The sequence below is a fragment of the Marinospirillum sp. genome (assembly GCF_035271045.1).
Classification (GTDB): domain Bacteria; phylum Pseudomonadota; class Gammaproteobacteria; order Pseudomonadales; family Halomonadaceae; genus Marinospirillum.
This window is the reverse complement of record NZ_DATESC010000030.1, coordinates 1-14691: the sequence shown is the minus strand read 5'-3', so window position 1 is coordinate 14691 and position 14691 is coordinate 1. Positions and strand designations below refer to the sequence as shown.

15 protein-coding genes are annotated in these 14691 nt (G+C 44.3%); 13 read left to right on the top strand and 2 right to left on the bottom strand.

Annotated elements, in window-relative coordinates:
• Window positions 1-194: 194 nt before the first annotated feature.
• The 11 genes from VJY63_RS10710 to VJY63_RS10660 all read left to right on the top strand — a co-directional run bounded on the left by VJY63_RS10710 (window position 195) and on the right by VJY63_RS10660 (window position 12194).
• Complete coding sequence (locus VJY63_RS10710) at window positions 195-4892, top strand: glutamate synthase-related protein (RefSeq protein WP_324050725.1); 4698 nt, start codon at window positions 195-197, stop codon at window positions 4890-4892.
• 15 nt (window positions 4893-4907) lie between these two features.
• Complete coding sequence (locus tag VJY63_RS10705) at window positions 4908-6362, top strand: glutamate synthase subunit beta (RefSeq protein WP_324050724.1); 1455 nt, start codon at window positions 4908-4910, stop codon at window positions 6360-6362.
• Complete coding sequence (locus tag VJY63_RS10700; RefSeq protein ID WP_324050723.1) at window positions 6359-7567, top strand: LL-diaminopimelate aminotransferase; 1209 nt, start codon at window positions 6359-6361, stop codon at window positions 7565-7567. Before VJY63_RS10705 ends, VJY63_RS10700 begins: the two co-directional genes overlap by 4 nt.
• Before the next feature lie 12 nt (window positions 7568-7579).
• Entirely contained in the window at window positions 7580-8845 is a 1266-nt protein-coding gene (locus VJY63_RS10695; RefSeq protein WP_324050721.1) for a diaminopimelate decarboxylase, read from the top strand.
• Window positions 8846-9072: 227 nt separating this feature from the next.
• Entirely contained in the window at window positions 9073-9360 is a 288-nt protein-coding gene (locus VJY63_RS10690; protein ID WP_324050719.1) for a hypothetical protein, read from the top strand.
• Window positions 9361-9485: 125 nt separating this feature from the next.
• A complete protein-coding gene (locus VJY63_RS10685; protein ID WP_324050717.1) occupies window positions 9486-9728 on the top strand; it encodes a type II toxin-antitoxin system Phd/YefM family antitoxin in 243 nt (80 codons plus the stop codon).
• Window positions 9728-9988: a Txe/YoeB family addiction module toxin gene (locus VJY63_RS10680; RefSeq protein ID WP_324050715.1), complete on the top strand. Its 261-nt coding sequence runs from the start codon at window positions 9728-9730 to the stop codon at window positions 9986-9988. Before VJY63_RS10685 ends, VJY63_RS10680 begins: the two co-directional genes overlap by 1 nt.
• A gap of 327 nt (window positions 9989-10315) precedes the next feature.
• A complete protein-coding gene (locus VJY63_RS10675) occupies window positions 10316-10873 on the top strand; it encodes a GNAT family N-acetyltransferase (protein WP_324050713.1) in 558 nt (185 codons plus the stop codon).
• A gap of 119 nt (window positions 10874-10992) precedes the next feature.
• Entirely contained in the window at window positions 10993-11469 is a 477-nt protein-coding gene (locus tag VJY63_RS10670) for a GNAT family N-acetyltransferase (RefSeq protein WP_324050711.1), read from the top strand.
• Window positions 11470-11558: 89 nt separating this feature from the next.
• Window positions 11559-11768, top strand: a complete 210-nt coding sequence (locus tag VJY63_RS10665; protein WP_324050708.1) for a hypothetical protein — start codon at window positions 11559-11561, stop codon at window positions 11766-11768.
• 87 nt (window positions 11769-11855) lie between these two features.
• A complete protein-coding gene (locus VJY63_RS10660) occupies window positions 11856-12194 on the top strand; it encodes a tRNA-binding protein (RefSeq protein WP_205341692.1) in 339 nt (112 codons plus the stop codon).
• Window positions 12195-12338: 144 nt separating this feature from the next.
• On the opposite strand, the gene VJY63_RS10655 is transcribed toward VJY63_RS10660, so the two are convergent.
• On the bottom strand, window positions 12339-12821 hold the full coding sequence (locus VJY63_RS10655) for an HPP family protein (RefSeq protein ID WP_324050705.1): 483 nt from the start codon (window positions 12819-12821) through the stop codon (window positions 12339-12341).
• 99 nt (window positions 12822-12920) lie between these two features.
• Between VJY63_RS10655 and VJY63_RS10650 the strand changes: the two genes are divergently transcribed.
• Window positions 12921-13502, top strand: coding sequence for a TetR/AcrR family transcriptional regulator (locus tag VJY63_RS10650; RefSeq protein WP_324050703.1), 582 nt, complete (start codon window positions 12921-12923; stop codon window positions 13500-13502).
• A 124-nt stretch (window positions 13503-13626) separates the two neighbouring features.
• Window positions 13627-14103: a GNAT family N-acetyltransferase gene (locus tag VJY63_RS10645; RefSeq protein ID WP_324050701.1), complete on the top strand. Its 477-nt coding sequence runs from the start codon at window positions 13627-13629 to the stop codon at window positions 14101-14103.
• Between the two features lie 95 nt (window positions 14104-14198).
• Here the strand turns inward: VJY63_RS10645 and VJY63_RS10640 are convergent.
• A partial coding sequence (locus VJY63_RS10640; RefSeq protein ID WP_324050699.1) for an EamA family transporter occupies window positions 14199-14691 on the bottom strand: 493 nt, incomplete at its 5' end.

Here is a 14691-nt window from a genome sequence, read left to right as displayed (position 1 = left end):
GTGCATGGCTGCGCGTTTATAGCGCAAAGTTTTTTAATTCTCCTTTCTTGAAAACTAATGAGTTAGCTGTAGCGCCCATAAAGCTTAGGTTTTTCTAAGGTTGGCTTAATCCTTGCAGAATAAAAATAAAGTGAAGCAGTCTAGATTAATAAAACTGCCTTTTTATTTTAATTCAGATGATAGGGAGCGCCTCTATGACTCAAGCAAATTTTGGAGCTAGAACTTCAGAAATTCAAACCGCGATAGATACTGGGCTTTATGCCAATGCAGAGCATGATGCCTGCGGTGTTGGTTTTGTTGCACAAATTAAAGGCATCAAGTCACACAGCATAGTGCAGCAAGGATTAAACATTCTTGAAAATATCGATCACCGGGGTGCTGTGGGTGCTGATCCATTAATGGGTGATGGTGCAGGTTTATTGATTCAAATACCCGATGCTTTTTACCGCAGCGAAATGGCTAACCAAGGTGTTAGCCTGCCACCGCCGGGTGATTATGGTGTGGGTATGGTTTTTTTACCCAAAGAAGCAGCTGCTCGCCAAGCCTGTGAGCGTGAGCTAGAAAGAGCAGTTGCAGCAGAAAAACAAGTGTTATTAGGCTGGCGCGATGTGCCGGTTAATCGTGATTTACCTATGTCAGCCGATGTCCGTGCTAGCGAACCATTCATTCGACAAGTGTTTATTGGTCGTGGTACAGATATTCTGGTTTCTGATGCGTTAGAACGTAAGCTTTATATTATTCGTAAAACAGCATCGTCTAAGATTGCTCAGTTAAAACTAACGCACGGTTTTGAATATTATGTGCCCAGTATGTCGTGCCGCACGATTATTTATAAAGGCTTGCTACTGGCAGATCAGGTAGGCAAATACTACCTAGATTTACAAAGCGAGCAGCTGACTTCTGCCTTTGCGCTAGTGCATCAGCGCTTTTCTACGAACACTTTTCCTTCTTGGCCCTTAGCGCACCCTTATCGCATGGTTGCCCATAACGGCGAAATCAATACGGTTAAAGGTAATTTTAATTGGATGCGCGCCCGTGAAGGTGTGATGTCTTCACCTGTTTTAGGTGATGATTTAAAGAAACTTTATCCTATTAGTATGGATGGGCAATCAGACACGGCAACTTTTGATAACACGCTGGAACTGTTAGTGATGGCCGGTTATCCCCTAGCGCAAGCCGCGATGATGATGATTCCTGAAGCTTGGGAACAACATAGCTTTATGGATGCACAACGCCGTGCTTTTTATGAATACCACGCAGCCATGTTAGAACCTTGGGATGGCCCAGCGGCGATGGTCTTTACCGATGGTCGTCAAATTGGTGCAACCTTAGACCGTAATGGTTTACGTCCTGCACGTTTTATTGTGACCGATGATGATGTGGTTGTTTTAGCATCGGAAACGGGTGTGTTGCCGATTCCCGATGAGAAAATTGTGCGTAAATGGCGTTTACAGCCGGGCAAGATGTTTTTAATCGACTTAGATCAGGGTCGCATTATTGAAGATGAAGAACTTAAACGCCTTCATGCTTCCGCCAAGCCTTATCGCCAATGGATTGATAATGTACGCATTTGCTTAGAAAACTTGAGTACTGATGCAGCGCCTTTAGCGTTTAAAGAGTCTTTATTGACGCGCCAGAAAGCTTTTGGTTATAGCCAAGAAGACATTAAAGTTCAGCTTGCGCCAATGGCGATTAAAGGTGAAGAAGGTATTGGTTCGATGGGTAATGATGCACCGATTGCTATTTTGTCGGCTAATCATCAGCCGCTTTATCACTACTTTCGCCAGTTGTTTGCACAAGTAACTAATCCACCGATTGACCCTATTCGTGAAGCGGTGGTGATGTCTTTGGTTTCGTTTATTGGCCCACGTCCTAACTTACTGGATATTAATGCCACCAACCCTTCTTTACGTTTAGAAATTGCTCAGCCCATTTTAGATGTGGCTAATATGGCGCGTCTACGCGATATTGAACAGTTAAGTGGTGGTAAATTTCGTAAAACTGAAATTAACATTACCTACCCAAGCTTGTGGGGCAAAGAAGGCATTGAAGCACAAGTTGCTTATTTGTGTTCAGAAGCCGTCGAAGTGATAAATAATGGTTGTAACATTCTTATTTTGACTGACCGACACATGGACCGTGACCACATTGCGATTCCTGCTTTATTGGCCTTATCTGCGATTCATCAACACCTTGTAAAAGTTGGCTTACGTACTTCTGTTGGTTTAGTGGTTGAAACAGGTAGCGCTCGTGCGGTGCATCATTTTGCTGTTCTGGCTGGTTTTGGTGCAGAAGCTGTTCACCCTTATTTAGCCTTAGAAACCTTGACTGATATTGCACCCAACTTGGGCATTTCAGCAGAAGAGGCTTCTAACCATTTTGTTAAGGCCATTGGTAAGGGCTTAACAAAAATCATGTCAAAAATGGGCATTAGCACTTATATGTCCTATTGCGGTGCACAGATATTTGAAGCCATTGGTTTAAATGAAGCATTGGTCAAAAAGTATTTTACCGGTACGCCGTCGCAAATTGGTGGGCTAGGTATTTTTGATATTGCAAAAGAAGCAATACGCAGCCATACCACCACATTCAATAATAATTCACAACTAAACCAGCAGCTAAAACTGGGTGGTGAGTTCGCTTGGCGAGCCAAAGGTGAAGAACACGCTTGGACACCGGATGCTATTGCAAAACTCCAGCACAGCACGCTAACCAATCGCTATGAAACTTTTGCTGAATACGCAAAAATTATTAACGATCAATCAAAGCGCCACACAACCTTGCGGGGTTTGTTTGAATTTCGTACCAATCCTGAAAACAGCATTGCGATCGACGATGTAGAACCCGCCAGCGAAATTGTTAAGCGCTTTGTTACCGGCGCTATGTCGTTAGGTTCTATTTCTACCGAAGCGCACATGAACCTTGCCATTGCCATGAACCGTATTGGTGGCAAAAGTAATACGGGTGAAGGTGGAGAAGATCACGCCCGTTACCGTAATGAGATGCAAGGTAAGCAGATTAATGCTGGTACAAAACTCAGCGAGATAATGGATAAAGATACCGTCGAAGTGGACTATATCTTGCGTGAAGGCGACAGCCTACGTTCGAAAATTAAGCAGGTTGCTTCAGGTCGTTTTGGTGTAACCACTGAATACCTAGTTTCAGCCGATCAGATTCAAATTAAAATGGCGCAGGGTGCTAAGCCAGGTGAAGGTGGGCAATTACCGGGTGAAAAAGTAACGAACTACATTGGTAAGTTGCGTCATTCTGTGCCGGGTGTGGGACTGATTTCACCGCCACCTCACCATGATATTTATTCGATTGAAGACTTGGCTCAGCTTATTCATGACTTAAAAAACGTCAATCCCGTGGCTGATATTTCCGTTAAATTAGTTTCAGAAGTGGGCGTAGGTACTATTGCTGCAGGTGTGGCTAAAGCCAAAGCCGATCACATTGTAATTGCTGGTCACGATGGCGGTACTGGTGCTGCGTCTTGGAGTTCCATTAAACACGCTGGTACGCCTTGGGAATTAGGTTTAGCCGAAACACAGCAAACGTTAGTGCTTAACCGTTTGCGTGGTCGAGTGCGTATTCAGGCTGATGGTCAAATGAAAACCGGCCGCGATGTAGTTATGGGTGCTTTGCTGGGTGCTGATGAATTTGGTTTTGCCACAGCACCGTTAGTGGCTTCTGGTTGTATTATGATGCGTAAATGCCACTTAAATACCTGCCCTGTGGGTATTGCCACACAAGATGCTGTTTTGCGTAAGAAGTTTTCTGGTAAGCCTGAAGCCGTGGTGAATTTCTTCTTCTTTATTGCAGAAGAAGTGCGTCAAATTATGGCGCAACTCGGTATTCATCAATTTGATGATTTAATTGGTCGGGTTGATTTATTAGATATGCGCGAAGGTGTTGAACATTGGAAAACCCAAGGCTTAGATTTTGCTCGTGTGTTTGCTCAATCTACAGCACCAGCAGACGTTGCTCGCCTCCACACTAGCCAGCAAGATCATGGTTTAGAAAAAGCCTTAGATCAATCTTTGATAGAACAGGCGCAAGCAACTCTATTGCAAGCCAAGCCAGTAACAATTCAGACTCAAGTTAAAAACATTCACCGAACTGTGGGCGCTATGCTTTCTGGTGAGTTTATTCGCCACTTCCCAGAAGGTTTAGCGGATAACACTTTACAAGTGCAATGCACAGGTACAGGCGGTCAGAGCTTTGCAGCTTTTCTGGCTAAAGGCATTACTTTTGACTTGGTGGGCGAAGCCAATGATTACACCGGCAAAGGGCTTTCGGGCGGGCGGTTAATTGTTCGTCCAAGCGTAGACTTTAAAGGACAAGCCACTAACAACATTATTGTAGGTAATACCGTGCTTTACGGGGCAACCTCAGGTGCTGCCTTCTTTAAGGGTGTAGCTGGTGAGCGTTTTGCTGTACGCCTTTCTGGTGCTAGTGCGGTGGTTGAAGGTGTGGGTGACCATGCTTGCGAATACATGACTGGCGGTACAGTGGTGGTATTAGGTAAAACAGGCCGTAACTTTGCGGCAGGTATGTCGGGTGGTGTGGCCTATGTTTATGCTCCAGATCAGCTATTTGCACAAAGCTGCAATACTGCCCAGGTGACATTAGAGCCAGTCTTAACAGAAGCAGAGCAACTTGCAGCAGCTATACCTTTGCATGCAGGCAAGTCAGATGAAGCTTTATTAAAAGCCCTACTAGAAGAACATTTACAGCTAACCGCTTCGCCACAGGCTGAAATGATTTTGACTAATTGGGAAACGACTCGAGGCCACTTTATTAAAGTTTATCCCAATGAATACGGCCAAGCTTTAGAGCAACTTAATAAAGCAACGCAGCCTAACACACCCGCCATCGCTAACATCCACTGATTGGAGGATATAAAAATGGAACATACCAAAGGTTTCCTCAACTACCAGCGCATTGAAGAAGATTATGAAGCAGTGGAGTTACGGATTAAGGATTACAAAGAATTTGTACATGAATTAACGCCTGAACAAGCTAAGCAGCAAAGCGCACGCTGCATGGATTGTGGCACGCCTTTTTGCCACAACGCCTGCCCAGTGAATAATGTTATTCCAGATTTTAATGATTTGGTGTACCGCCAAGATTGGCAAAATGCCAGTCAGGTGTTGCATTCCACCAATAACTTTCCTGAATTTACGGGAAGAATTTGCCCAGCGCCTTGTGAAGCCGCTTGCACCTTAAATATCAACTCCGACCCAGTGGGCATTAAGTCGATAGAACGCGCCATAGTTGAACGCGCCAGAGCAGAAGGCTGGATTAAGCCACAAATTGCCCAACAAAAAACCGGCAAAAAAGTAGCCGTGGTGGGTTCTGGCCCAGCAGGTTTAGCCGCAGCGCAACAGCTAGCCAGAGCAGGGCACAGTGTCACTTTATTTGAAAAAAATGACCAAGTGGGTGGTTTATTACGCTTTGGTATTCCTGACTTTAAGCTAGAAAAGGAAACCATAGATAAGCGAGTAGAACAGCTTAAAGCCGAAGGCGTGGAGATTCGTACTAATACCCTAGTTGGTGAACTGCCTGAAGGTACTAAAGTGACCAACTGGGCCACAACCAGTGTAACGCCTGCTAGTTTATTAAAAGACTATGATGCGGTATTGCTAACCGGCGGTTCAGAACAATCCCGCGATTTGCCTGTTCCCGGTCGTGAGCTGGAGGGTGTGCATTTTGCAATGGAGTTTTTACCCCAGCAAAACCGCGTTAACGCTGGCGTTGCTATGCCTGAGCAAATTCGTGCAGCTAATAAGCAGGTTATTGTTATTGGCGGTGGTGATACTGGTTCAGACTGTGTGGGTACATCCAATCGACAAGGTGCAACCAAGGTAGTGCAGTTTGAATTGATGCCTAAACCACCTGAGCAGGAAGACAAGCCATTAACCTGGCCCTACTGGCCTTATAAATTACGCACTTCTTCTAGTCACCAAGAAGGGTGTGAACGTGAATTTGCCATAGCCACCAAAGAATTTATCGGCAGTGAAGGCAAGCTAACCGGCCTTAAAACCGTGCACGTTGAAATGAAAGACGGCAAGTTTGAAGAAGTGCCTAACAGCGAAAAAATTTGGCCCGCCGATTTAGTTTTATTGGCGATGGGTTTTGTTAGCCCAGTTGCCAGTATTTTAGAAGGCTTTGGTGTAGAAAAAGATGCGCGTGGCAATGCCAAAGCTTCAACGGATGCTAAAGGTGGTTATGCCACCAACGTACCTAAAGTATTTAGTGCTGGCGATATGCGCCGTGGTCAATCGCTGGTGGTTTGGGCTATTCGTGAAGGGCGCGAAGCAGCCAGTGCCGTGGATGCATTTTTAATGGAGCCATCATGATTCGTATTAATGAAAATTTTCAAAAACTACAAAACAGCTATTTATTTGCAGAAATTAGCCAGCGTATTCAGGCATTTCAACAGCAAAACCCAACACAGGAATTAATTCGTTTAGGCATAGGTGATGTAACCCAACCCTTGCCAAGTGTTTGTGTGCAAGCCATGCACCAAGCCATTGATGAATTAACCGCAAGCGAAACTTTTCGGGGCTATGGCCCCGAGCAAGGTTACGACTTTTTGCGAGAAGCGATTGCTGAACACGACTTTCAAGCACGTGGCGCTAACATAACAGCCGATGAAGTGTTTGTAAGCGATGGCGCTAAGTGCGACGTGGGCAACTTTCAAGAGCTATTTGCCCAAGATATACGCTTAGCTATTCCTGACCCTGTTTACCCCGTGTATTTAGATACCAATGTAATGGCAGGACGTACTGGCGTGGTTTATTTAGAGTGCAGGGCGGATAACAACTACCTGCCAGACTTACCCAAAGAACCTGTCGATTTAATTTACCTGTGTTTTCCTAATAACCCAACAGGTGCCAGTATCACCCGTGAGCAGCTAACCCTTTGGGTTAATTATGCCCTTGAAAACAAAGCCTTGATTTTGTTTGATGCCGCCTACGAAGCCTTTATTCAAGACGAAGACTTGCCGCATTCTATTTATGAAATTGAAGGTGCAGATAAAGTAGCGGTTGAATTTAGAAGCTACTCAAAAACCGCTGGATTTACCGGCGTACGATGCGCTTATGCGGTTGTGCCTAAAACTTGTACAGCCTACACCGCTGCGGGTGACGGAGTATCGGTGCGTGATTTATGGATGCGCCGCCAAACCACTAAATTTAATGGTGTTTCTTATCCGGTACAACGTGCAGCAGAAGCCACCTATAGCCCAGAAGGTAAGGTGCAAGTAAAAGCGTTGATTCAGTATTATCTGAACAATGCAGCGCATATTCGTGCGGCTTTGCAGTACATGGGTTTTCAATGCGTGGGTGGTGATAACTCACCTTATATTTGGGTTCAAGTGGAACAAGATGCGTGGCGCTTTTTTGATTTCTTACTGAATGAAGCTGGCATCGTTTGTACGCCGGGTGTGGGTTTTGGTCCTTGTGGTGAAAACCATGTGCGTATTAGTGCCTTTAACCGATTTGATAAAGTGCAAGAAGCCATGCTGCGTATTGAAACGGCACTAAAAAACTCACCACTTTAACAGGTTACTTTTATGCCCATTTCTAATAATTTTTCTCAACGCCTCTACCCTAAACTGCCCGATATCGCCGCGCATTTTGGTACACCTTTTCATCTTTATGATGAAGAAGGCATTCGTGAAACTGGTCGCCAGTTACAACAAGCTTTTTCTAAAGTTGAAGGCTTTCGTGAATACTATGCGGTTAAAGCCCTACCTAACCCCAGCATCTTACGCATTATGGCGGATATGGATTTTGGCTTTGATTGCAGCTCCATTGCTGAGCTTATATTGTCTCGTCAAGCCGGTGCTAAAGGTGAAGACATTATGTTCACCTCAAATAATACGTCGTTAGAAGAGTTTATGGTTGCCCAAGAAGAAGGCGGCTGTATTCTTAATTTAGATGATATTAATTTAATTGATAAAGTACCTGAAATGCCTGAGCTGGTTTGCTTTCGCTATAACCCAGGTGCTGCACGTAGTGGTAATAGCATTATTGGCAAGCCCACGGAAGCCAAGTATGGCGTAACGCATGAACAAATTTTTGCTGCCTTTGAAAAAGCCCGTGCAAGAGGCGCTAAGCGTTTTGGTTTACACACCATGCTTGCCTCTAATGAATGCAATGCTAGCTATATGGTACAAACCACCCAAATGCTGCTAGACCTAGTCGCACAAATTGGTCAAACACTTAACATTCAGTTTGAGTTTATTAACATTGGTGGCGGGCTGGGCATTCCTTACCGTCCTGAAGAGGCTGTGTTTGATGTGGCATTTTTGGGTGAAGAAACGCATAAGTTGCTAGAAGAATTTTCAGCAAAGCAAGGTTATAAGCCCAAGGTTTATATGGAAAGTGGCCGTTATATTACCGGCCCACATGGTGTGCTAGTGACTCAAGCCATTAACAGCAAAGAAACCTACCGCAACTATGTAGGTGTCGATGCCTGTATGTCGGCTTTAATGCGCCCAGGTATGTATAACGCTTATCACCACATTGCTGTGTTGGGCAAAGAACCTAGCCCACAAGACCCACTGGTTGATGTTGTTGGTTCTTTATGCGAAAACAACGATAAATTTGCAATACAACGTGCCTTGCCCAAGGTTGAAGAAGGCGATTTGCTAATAATTCAAGATACCGGCGCACACGGGCAGGCAATGGGCTTTAACTACAACGGCAAACTTCGCCCACAAGAGTTATTGCTTAAAGCCGATGGCAGTGTAGAACGGGTTCGCCGTGCAGAAACGCTAGAAGATTACTTTGCTACGTTAAGTTTTGAGCCAAAAACTTGGAGCGGCTCTTTATAATTTAAAAAACCAAGCCAGCAGCAAAACCAATACAAACCACCCTAGTTGTAATAGCTAGGGCGGTTTTTTATGGAATACCAGCCAGCTCGTTTTTACCCTAAGCTGTACAATGGGTGAATAGGTTTTTTCATAAAAATCGGTAGGTTGGGTTAGAGTACTAGAAAATAAGATTTTGGCAGCAGTGGTAATATGAGATCACTAATAAATGTTATGTGTCAGGAGTTTTTATGAGTGTTGAGTTAACAAAAAGCGGTAAACCCGTTTCTGAAAAAACTTTTGGAAGCATGGTGTGTGCAGATAAATCATGTAGGCATTCTGCGGTAGAACTTGGGTTATTCGATCCAGATTTGCGATTGTTTGGGCGTTATTTACATTTTAATGGTTACAAAACTGTTACAGAAGCAATAGTTGTTATGGCCGATCTAGTTGAAAAGCAAGCTAATCCATTTGTTGATCTTAAGCCCAAACTAGGGAAAGTTATTAATTTTCAACAATGGAAAAGTAAAAATATATAACAAGAAACTATGGTGCCAACAGTTGGCTATTAACCAACCATTTTTATCCGCTTAGCAAGGCGTTATAGACTAGGATTGAAGTTGCGAACGTATAAGCGTACGCTCTGGGTTCTGGAGGTTAAAATATGACTATACTAAATGTAACAGAAGCACGTTCAAAGCTCTATAGCTTAATTGATGAAACTCGACAAACACACCAGCCTATTGTTATTACAGGAAAAAGAGGTAATGCAGTACTGCTGTCTGAAGATGATTGGACTTCTATAAACGAAACGCTCTTCCTACTTTCTGTTCCGGGAATGAGGGAGTCTATTCGGGAAGGAATGGATACTAATCTTAGTGACTGTGAAACGGATCTTGATTGGTAATGTGGCAAATTTACTATACCAAGCAAGCGAAGAAAGATGCAAAGAAGCTGGCTTCGGCAGGACTTAAAGATAAAGCTATTAAGCTACTTGAAGTCGTCCAAGTAAATCCCTATCAAACCCCGCCGCCTTATGAAAAATTAGTAGGTGATCTCGATGGTGCTTATTCACGAAGAATAAATATTCAGCATCGGCTAGTGTATCAAGTTTTTGAAGAGGAAAAGGCTGTCAAAGTATTAAGGTTATGGATGCATTACGAATAAAAAAGCCTATAATCGGGTAGTCAGAGGTGTCTAGCCTCCAGCCTCAAATAAAGGGGCAGTGTCAATTAAACCCTTTCCTCTTAGTGATTTTGCAGCATTTATGCTTTGCTGCCTTTAGCTGGATACCTACCTCACGCTAAAACGATCGTTTCAGCCATGCTTGGCCTGTAACGTTGCAATAAACTCTTCTGCATTTTCTACGTTAAAATAAATTGCCAGCTAAGATGGGCAAAAAAGTACAAATAACAAAGAGCGAGCTGCTACTAGTAAAAATGGTAAAAAAATTTCTACAGCTCAGTTAGGCTTCAGGAATAAGAGTATCTTGTCATGGCAGAGTTATTAGAGTTTGAAACCGAGCGGCTATATTTGCGGCAATGGCGTGAAAGTGATTTCGAGCCGTTCGCTGCCCTTAACGCTGACTCACTGGTTATGGAGTTTTTTCCCGAACAGCTAAGTCGTCAGGCAAGTAATGAGATGGCGGATAGAATCTACTCGCTCATTGAGCAGCGCGGCTGGGGATTCTGGGCAGTAGAGATTAAGGGCGCTGAGCCTTTTATTGGTTTTTGTGGGCTGCACGTACCCACAGCAACATTGCCTTTTTCTCCGTGTGTCGAGATTGGTTGGCGTTTGTCGTCAGTCTACTGGAGAAAAGGCTATGCAGCAGAGGCTGCTCGTGGTGTGCTAAATGTTGCGTTTCAAAAGTTAGATCTCCCCGAGGTTGTCTCTTTTACTACAGTTGAAAATCAGCGGTCGCGTCGGGTCATGGAGCGCATTGGTATGAAGTGCAGTGATGAGTTTGAGCATCCCAGTTTACCCGAGGATAGTTTGTTGAGGTCACATGTGCTTTATCGTTTACGGCGAGAGCAATGGGACGTAAAAGCCTAATAATTAGCTCTAGTTCGTTCTGAACCTACGGGCTTCACTGGACGACCTTTTCATTGTGGTTTTGCCTATACTAGAAAGTTACACTTGCTGGCGGCGTTAAATTAAAAAGGATGGAATCTATGTTTACTCGAGAAGTAACAGAAGATGATATTGAACAAATCTGTAAGTTAACAGAAACACGAGAAGAGCTTTTTTACTGTTTTCCTAGAGCAACTTTTCCGTTAACCGTAGCTGATGTGCGCCTTAGCATTCAAACGCGTGCGAGTGCAACTGTGGTGGAAAAAGATGGGCATGTTGTTGCCTTTGCAAATTTTTATCGCTGGCAAGAAGGGGTATGCTCAATTGGCAATGTTATAGTTTCTTCTGACTGCAGAGGCGCCGGTGTAGGCCGTTATTTAATCTCGTATATGACCAAGCTAGCCTTTGAAAAGTACCATGCAGAAACTGTAACTGTGTCATGTTTTAACCGAAATGTAGCGGGGCTCCTTTTTTACCCAAAACTTGGTTTTTGTCCTTATGAGACTGAGTCGCGAGTAGATTATAATGGAGATCAAGTTGCTCTCATCCACTTCAAGGTTGAGCCGGATGCAATTTAAGTCATTGCACCATCTTTGACGATGAAACGCTCGCAAGCGTGCACTCATACGCTAGGCGTTATGCGGTATCGAGGATTTGAGGTTTATATATGAATAATGCTAAGGCGGATGCGGCACTCTATCTTTTAACAGGTCTCCTGCAGCGTCTGGAAGTTGATCGCCCAGGGATGCTTCAGGAAATGATTGAAGGTGTCGCAAGTGATCGTGCTTCACTTCGGGAAAATACCGAAAATAGGCAACATATTGATAAAGTATTTGATGAGGCTATGGAACTGCTAACTCGTGCCAACATTGCATAGTCAGTCGCACAGTACGCGGCCGTCGAACACTATTGGCGTGACGCCGCGATGGTTGGCGTTATGCGCATAAATCGTACAAGGTGAGTTATGGAATATATTGATTGGAGCGACTTTCAGAAAGTCGATATTCGTGTTGGAACTATCGTCGATATTGAGGACTTTCCAGAGGCTCGGCGGCCTGCATACAAGCTAAAGGTGGACTTCGGGCATGAGCTGGGTATTAAAAAATCTAGTGCCCAGATTACAGCTCTATATACAAAAGAAGAGCTGCTCGGTAAGCAGGTGCTAGCAGTAGTAAATTTTCCACCAAAACAGATTGGCCCCATTATGTCTGAGTGTTTAGTTACTGGTCTGCACCGCCCTGATGGTTCTGTAGTGCTATCAGCTGTTGATATGGAACTACCCAATGGAACAAGGTTGGCATAACAAGTTCAAATGGTTTCGGCTGCAAAAAAGTCTGACTTCCACCGGACTCATTAACGCTTGCGGTATAACGAAGTGTTATGCAAATGAACAGCTGGCTTCGGCATGAATGCCGTTCCAGCTGTTCAAGTCGGCTGGTAATGCCGCTTAAAACCATCGCTTCGGATATTGTTTCCCAGAAATAACTCGATGGTATAACACCCCAAACACCACAATCAGAACAGCTCCTGCCGCAACAGGCATCAATAGAAAACCCCAGTGTTCACCCGCGAGCATAACAACTAGTGGATTGGCCCCTGCTGGGGGGTGAATGGTATTGGTTAGCATCATCAAACTTACCGCTAGCCCTACTGCCAACCCTAAAGTCCAAGGCGTAACGCCCACCAAGGTCGAGACGGAAAGCCCAATCGCAGTGGTTAACAGATGTCCCACGATAATATTTCTTGGCTGTGCTAATGGACTTTCGGGCAACCCAAAAAGAATCACCATGGTCGCGCCAAAGGGAGCCATTAACCAGACGGAGGACTGAACTGCGCTACCTAAGCTGCTTAGAGCGGTAATACACAGCATTGCCCCAAAGCCTGCTAACAAAGGGACAAAATGACGTGAAGTGATCAAACGTTGATACATAAGGTTATATCTCGTAGTAGACAGAGTGGTCTACAATGATAGACAGACTGTTCTACCTGTGTCAAGATTCAACTATATGGTCAGAATGTGTGGATAGTTATGGATAAGAAAGAGTTGCTAGTTCGTACCGCTTTTAAATTATTCTATATTCACGGCATCCACGCTGTGGGTGTGAATCTAGTGTTGGCAGAGTCCGGTATAGCCAAAAGAACGCTTTACCATCACTTCCCCAGCAAGGAGCATCTAATAGAAGCGGCAGTTCGTCATCGCGATCGTAGTTACCATGCATGGCTTGTATCTAGACTAGACGCTGTGCCTGCTGGCAAGCCCGCTTTACTAGAATTATTTAATGCCTTGAATGATTGGTTTCACAGTCGGGTGCCAGATCTCGACCACTTCAACGGTTGCTTCTTCATCAATGCTAGCGCCGAATTCGGTGACCGAGACAATGCTATCCATCAGGCTTGTGCTGAACATAAAGCTGGTATATCGGCGCTGATTCGAAAGCATGTTGACGAATTATCCCTTTCAGATGGAATAATAGTGGAGATTACAAACTTGGTTGTTCTACTTAAGGAAGGATCAATATCGCTGGCTCATGTTCAGGGAAATCTTGACGCAGCGTTAGAAGCTAAAGCAATACTGGAGAGTGTTTTACAAGACCGTATTGCTGATAAGTAAGTTGGGATGAAAAGTACTTCAAAATTTACGTAGAACTGCTATTTTTAGTATAAAAAATGATCAGTTTTTTGGTTGAGATTTTTCTACAACCTCGTTATTTTTCCGAGTTACTGAGATTAGAGTAATGATGAATTTAGATGGATTAATTGTGCGGGAAGCAAGAGGTGACGACTATCGTTCTCTCATTGCACTGGAGCAAAAAGTGATTGACGCTGAACGGCCGTATAATACGTCTCTGAAAGAGAAAGATGCCTATTACTACGACATCGAAAAGCTGATTTCGGATTGTAATAGTAGGTTGGTTGTTGGAGAGGTTTCTGGCGGCATTGTCGCTACAGGATACGTTCAAGTGCGCCACTCAAAGCCTGCTTTGGACCACGACAACCATGGGTATTTGGGCTTCATGTATGTGGCAGAGGAGTACAGAGGGCTTGGGCTAAATAAGGTTATCTTGCAAGATTTGGTCGGCTGGGGCCGTCAACGAGGAGTGACTGATTTCTATCTTGACGTGTATGCGGAGAATAATTCTGCGGTTCGAGCGTATGAGAAGTTTGGCTTTCGAGGCTCTTTGCTAGAAATGAAGTTGAATCTTGAGAGTTAACCAGTGCAGGTACGGGGATGCCCACTACATTACGCCTTTGGCTCCATTCCGCAGGCGCGCATGCTGCATGTAGCTCAAAGGCGATTATTTTAGCGTTAAGAGAGTTGGCTTGTTTTCCATTGCACGATTAAAACACTAACTAGCACAATTAGTAGCCCTGCTAGAGCGGTGCCGTTAATATTTTGTCCTAGCAATGCCCAACCTAAAACAACAGCAGTGATTGGGCTTAGTAAACCTAGAGAGGCTACAGCGACAGGTGGTAGCGCCTTGATTCCTTTGAACCACAAAAAATAAGCCAGTAAAGCTCCCGCTAATGATAGGTAGCTGTAAGCTAGACCTTCAGACAAACTAATTTGGGTGAGTGGTGGGTCAATAAAGTAGGCAAATGGCGCTAAAAAAATAGCACCAATAAAAAGTTGCCATCCAGTTAAGCCCAATAATGACAGTCCTGTTTGCCAACGGTGTGTTAGGTAGGTTCCACTTGCCATGAAAATGGCTCCCATTAACGCTGCAATAATACCTATTGTGTCCCATTTTGCTTGTGGAGTTATTAATAAAAGTGTAATGCCTATGACGCTCGCTATACAC

Coding starts and splice junctions, on each gene's coding strand:
- VJY63_RS10710 (WP_324050725.1), top strand. CDS start 195: ATGACTCAAGCAAATTTTGGAGCTAGAACTTCAGAAATTCAAACCGCG.
- VJY63_RS10705 (WP_324050724.1), top strand. CDS start 4,908: ATGGAACATACCAAAGGTTTCCTCAACTACCAGCGCATTGAAGAAGAT.
- VJY63_RS10700 (WP_324050723.1), top strand. CDS start 6,359: ATGATTCGTATTAATGAAAATTTTCAAAAACTACAAAACAGCTATTTA.
- VJY63_RS10695 (WP_324050721.1), top strand. CDS start 7,580: ATGCCCATTTCTAATAATTTTTCTCAACGCCTCTACCCTAAACTGCCC.
- VJY63_RS10690 (WP_324050719.1), top strand. CDS start 9,073: ATGAGTGTTGAGTTAACAAAAAGCGGTAAACCCGTTTCTGAAAAAACT.
- VJY63_RS10685 (WP_324050717.1), top strand. CDS start 9,486: ATGACTATACTAAATGTAACAGAAGCACGTTCAAAGCTCTATAGCTTA.
- VJY63_RS10680 (WP_324050715.1), top strand. CDS start 9,728: ATGTGGCAAATTTACTATACCAAGCAAGCGAAGAAAGATGCAAAGAAG.
- VJY63_RS10675 (WP_324050713.1), top strand. CDS start 10,316: ATGGCAGAGTTATTAGAGTTTGAAACCGAGCGGCTATATTTGCGGCAA.
- VJY63_RS10670 (WP_324050711.1), top strand. CDS start 10,993: ATGTTTACTCGAGAAGTAACAGAAGATGATATTGAACAAATCTGTAAG.
- VJY63_RS10665 (WP_324050708.1), top strand. CDS start 11,559: ATGAATAATGCTAAGGCGGATGCGGCACTCTATCTTTTAACAGGTCTC.
- VJY63_RS10660 (WP_205341692.1), top strand. CDS start 11,856: ATGGAATATATTGATTGGAGCGACTTTCAGAAAGTCGATATTCGTGTT.
- VJY63_RS10655 (WP_324050705.1), bottom strand. CDS start 12,821: ATGTATCAACGTTTGATCACTTCACGTCATTTTGTCCCTTTGTTAGCA.
- VJY63_RS10650 (WP_324050703.1), top strand. CDS start 12,921: ATGGATAAGAAAGAGTTGCTAGTTCGTACCGCTTTTAAATTATTCTAT.
- VJY63_RS10645 (WP_324050701.1), top strand. CDS start 13,627: ATGATGAATTTAGATGGATTAATTGTGCGGGAAGCAAGAGGTGACGAC.